Source organism: Herbaspirillum sp. UBA812, assembly GCF_002296545.1.
Classification (GTDB): Bacteria; Pseudomonadota; Gammaproteobacteria; order Burkholderiales; family Burkholderiaceae_D; genus Herbaspirillum; species Herbaspirillum huttiense.
Window position 1 is genome coordinate 1 of record NZ_DBIC01000017.1, and the last position, 3836, is coordinate 3836.

Below are 3836 nucleotides of genomic sequence, written 5' to 3' on the forward strand. Positions count from 1 at the left end.
TATAAGGGCAGGTGGCGGCGCATAAAGTTCCGTGCCGCAGCATGGCTGCTGTAACATTATGCTTCTGTCGCCCTTGCATCCGGCCGTGCGCCGGGCTGCAGGCCTTCCGTCCGAACCCAGATTCCCGCATGACCACAGCTTCCGGCTCCCTCACCATCGTCGTCGCTACCGACCTCAACAACGGCATCGGCATTCGCAACACCCTGCCCTGGCATCTGCCGGAAGACCTGGCCCATTTCAAGCGCACCACCTCGGGGCATGCCATCCTGATGGGCCGCAAGACCTTTGAATCGATCGGCCGGCCGCTGCCCAACCGGCGCAACATCGTCATCACCCGCAATGCCGAATGGCAACACGCGGGGGTGGAGACGGCGGCTTCGCTGCAGGAGGCCGCCGCGCTGGCGCAAGGGGCACCGGCCTTCATCATCGGCGGTGCGCAGATCTACGCGGAAGCCCTGCCGCTGGTGGACCGGCTCATCATCACCCGCATCAACCAGGCTTTTGATTGCGACGCCTTCTTCCCGGCGCTGGACCCGCTGCTGTGGCAGGAGACCGCACGCGAGGACCACCGGTCCGAAACTTCCGGATTGGACTACGCTTTTGTGACATACGAAAGACGTTGAACCACCTCGGCACGAGGCTGTTGTTTTTTCCCTTTTTTGCTTAAACTGCGCACCTCTTTAGCGCAGTTCGCGCGCACGTTGCGCGCATATCTGCGACAATCCCGCTTTCATTTTTCCGGCGCGCAAGCACTGCCAGCCCAGGCGCTTTTCTTTTCACCCCCTGCGCGCGCGCCTGCCCGGCCCCACGCGCGCAAAGCCTGGAGAAATCCATGAAATTCCGATTCCCCATCGTCATCATCGACGAAGACTTCCGCTCCGAAAACACCTCCGGCCTGGGCATCCGCGCCCTGGCCGACGCCATCGAAGCCGAAGGCATGGAAGTGCTGGGCGTGACCAGCTACGGCGACCTGGCCCAGTTCGCCCAGCAGCAGTCGCGCGCCTCGGCCTTCATCCTCTCCATCGACGATGAAGAAATGGGTGCCGGTTCCGACGAAGAGACCGACCACGCCCTGAAGGCCCTGCGTGCGTTTGTCAGCGAAATTCGTCACAAGAACGCCGACATCCCCATCTACCTCTACGGTGAAACCCGCACCTCGCGCCACATTCCCAACGATGTGCTGCGCGAACTGCACGGTTTCATTCACATGTTCGAAGATACGCCGGAGTTCGTGGCCCGCCACATCATCCGCGAAGCCAAGTCCTACCTGGACGGCCTGGCTCCCCCGTTCTTCCGCGCCCTGGTCGATTACGCCCAGGATGGCTCCTACTCCTGGCACTGCCCCGGCCACTCCGGCGGCGTGGCTTTCCTGAAGTCGCCCGTGGGCCAGATGTTCCACCAGTTCTTCGGCGAACGCATGCTGCGCGCCGACGTCTGCAATGCCGTGGAAGAACTGGGCCAGCTGCTGGACCACACCGGCCCGGTCGCCAACTCGGAACGCAATGCGGCGCGCATCTTCAATGCCGACCACTGCTACTTCGTCACCAACGGTACCTCGACCTCCAACAAGATGGTCTGGCACTCGACCGTGGCACCGGGCGACATCGTCGTCGTGGACCGCAACTGCCACAAGTCCATCCTGCACTCCATCATCATGACCGGCGCGATCCCCGTGTTCCTGATGCCCACGCGTAACCACCTGGGCATCATCGGACCGATCCCGCTGGAAGAGTTCACCCTCGAAAGCATCCAGCGCAAGATCGAAGCCAACCCCTTCGCCCGCGAAGCCAAGAACAAGAAGCCGCGCATCCTGACCATCACCCAGTCGACCTACGACGGCGTGGTCTACAACGTCGAGACCCTGAAGGACATGCTCGACGGCGAGATCGAAACCCTGCACTTCGACGAAGCCTGGCTGCCGCACGCGACCTTCCACGACTTCTACAAGGACATGCACGCCATCGGCAAGGACCGTCCGCGCGCCAAGAAGTCGCTGATCTTCTCGACCCAGTCGACCCACAAGCTGCTGGCCGGCCTGTCGCAGGCCTCGCAGATCCTGGTGCGCGAGTCGGAGACCGTGAAGCTCGATGAAGACGCCTTCAACGAAGCCTTCCTGATGCACACCTCGACCTCGCCGCAATACTCCATCATCGCCTCCTGCGACGTCGCAGCCGCCATGATGGAAGCGCCGGGCGGCACGGCCCTGGTGGAAGAAAGCATCCTGGAAGCGCTGGACTTCCGCCGCGCCATGAAGAAGATCGACCAGGAATTCGGCGATGAGTGGTGGTTCCAGGTCTGGGGCCCCAACAGCTTCGCCGCCGACGGCATCGGCGAGCGCGAGGACTGGGTCATCAAGGCCGAGGACGACTGGCACGGTTTCGGCAACCTGGCACCGGGCTTCAACATGCTGGACCCGATCAAGGCCACCATCGTCACCCCCGGCCTGGCCCTGAACGGCCAGTTCGGCGAGAACGGCATCCCGGCCTCCATCGTGACCAAGTACCTGGCCGAGCATGGCGTGATCGTGGAGAAGTGCGGCCTGTATTCCTTCTTCATCATGTTCACCATCGGCATCACCAAGGGCCGCTGGAACACCCTGGTGACGGCGCTGCAGCAGTTCAAGGACGACTACGACAAGAACCAGCCGATCTGGCGCATCCTGCCCGAGTTCGCGCAGCGCAATCCGCGCTACGAGCGCCTGGGCCTGCGCGACCTGTGCCAGCAGATCCACGAGACCTACCGTGCCTACGACGTGGCCCGCCTGACCACCGAGATGTATCTCTCGGACATGCAGCCGGCCATGAAGCCTTCGGACGCCTTCTCCAAGATGGCGCACCGCGAGATCGAGCGCGTCCCCCTGGACGAACTCGAAGGCCGCGTCACCTCGATCCTGCTGACTCCCTATCCGCCGGGCATCCCCCTGCTGATCCCGGGCGAGATCTTCAACAAGACCATCGTCGATTACCTGAAGTTTGCGCGTGATTTCAACGAGAAATTCCCGGGCTTCGAAACCGACGTGCATGGCCTGGTCAAGCGTGAAGTCAACGGCCGCCGCGATTACTTCGTGGATTGCGTCAAGCAGTAAGTCTCAGCGCTGCATGTAAAGAAACAGCCGATGCCTGCGAGGGCATCGGCTGTTTTGTTTTGGCTCCGGCAGAAGCGCCGTCAGAACGTGCCGAGATAGAAGAACCCCGCCAAAGCGCCCCCAAACAACAACCACAGCGGATGGATCTTGGTCTTGAGCGCGATGATGGCGGTAGCCGCCGTGATCGCGGCCAGGAAGCCGTGGGTGATCGACGCCTGCGTGATCAACAGCGCCGAAGCCGCGACCAGCCCGCCCGTGACCGGCAGCAGGCCGGCCTGCACGTGACGCCGCCAGGGCTTGTCCTTGAACCTCTCCCAGACGTGCAACATGATGATGGTGATGATGGAGGACGGCCCGAACTTGGCCAGGCTGGTCACCAGCATCCCCCAGAAACCGGCCACATGCCAGCCCACCAGCGTGACCACCATCAGGTTGGGACCGGGTGCCGCCTGCCCCAGGGCGAACAGCGCACTGAAATCCTCGGCGCTCATCCAATGATGTACTTCCACTACCTGGCGTTGCATCTCCGGCAGGATGGTATTGCCACCACCGAAGGCCAGCACCGACAACTGCGTGAAGATGATGGCCAATGCGATCAGGGTCTGGCTCATTGCGCGCCCTCCTTCTTGCCCTCACGCTGCGCCGGCGCAGTCTGCGTCTTGGCGGCGAAGCGATCACCGTAACGCGCGGTCAGGACCACGCTGATGGGTGTCATCACCAGCATCACCCACAGCAAGGGGATACGCAGGAA

3 protein-coding genes and 1 pseudogene are annotated in these 3836 nt (G+C 62.6%); 2 read left to right on the top strand and 2 right to left on the bottom strand.

Annotated features, from left to right (window positions below; all coding sequences use genetic code 11):
* The first annotated feature begins 128 nt into the window (after nt 1-128).
* Both B3873_RS00900 and B3873_RS00905 read left to right on the top strand, forming a co-directional pair.
* Entirely contained in the window at nt 129-623 is a 495-nt protein-coding gene (locus B3873_RS00900; RefSeq protein WP_134137514.1) for a dihydrofolate reductase, read from the top strand.
* Between the two features lie 209 nt (nt 624-832).
* Nucleotides 833-3085 carry an arginine/lysine/ornithine decarboxylase gene (locus B3873_RS00905; protein ID WP_121045317.1) on the top strand — a complete coding sequence of 751 codons (2253 nt, stop codon included), beginning with the start codon at nt 833-835 and terminating at the stop codon, nt 3083-3085.
* Between the two features lie 80 nt (nt 3086-3165).
* Here B3873_RS00905 and B3873_RS00910 read toward each other — a convergent pair whose 3' ends face one another.
* Entirely contained in the window at nt 3166-3696 is a 531-nt protein-coding gene (locus B3873_RS00910; protein WP_069374536.1) for a chromate transporter, read from the bottom strand.
* Nucleotides 3693-3836: pseudogene (locus B3873_RS00915) on the bottom strand (chromate transporter); the annotation flags it as partial. The gene B3873_RS00910 and the pseudogene B3873_RS00915, both read right to left, overlap by 4 nt.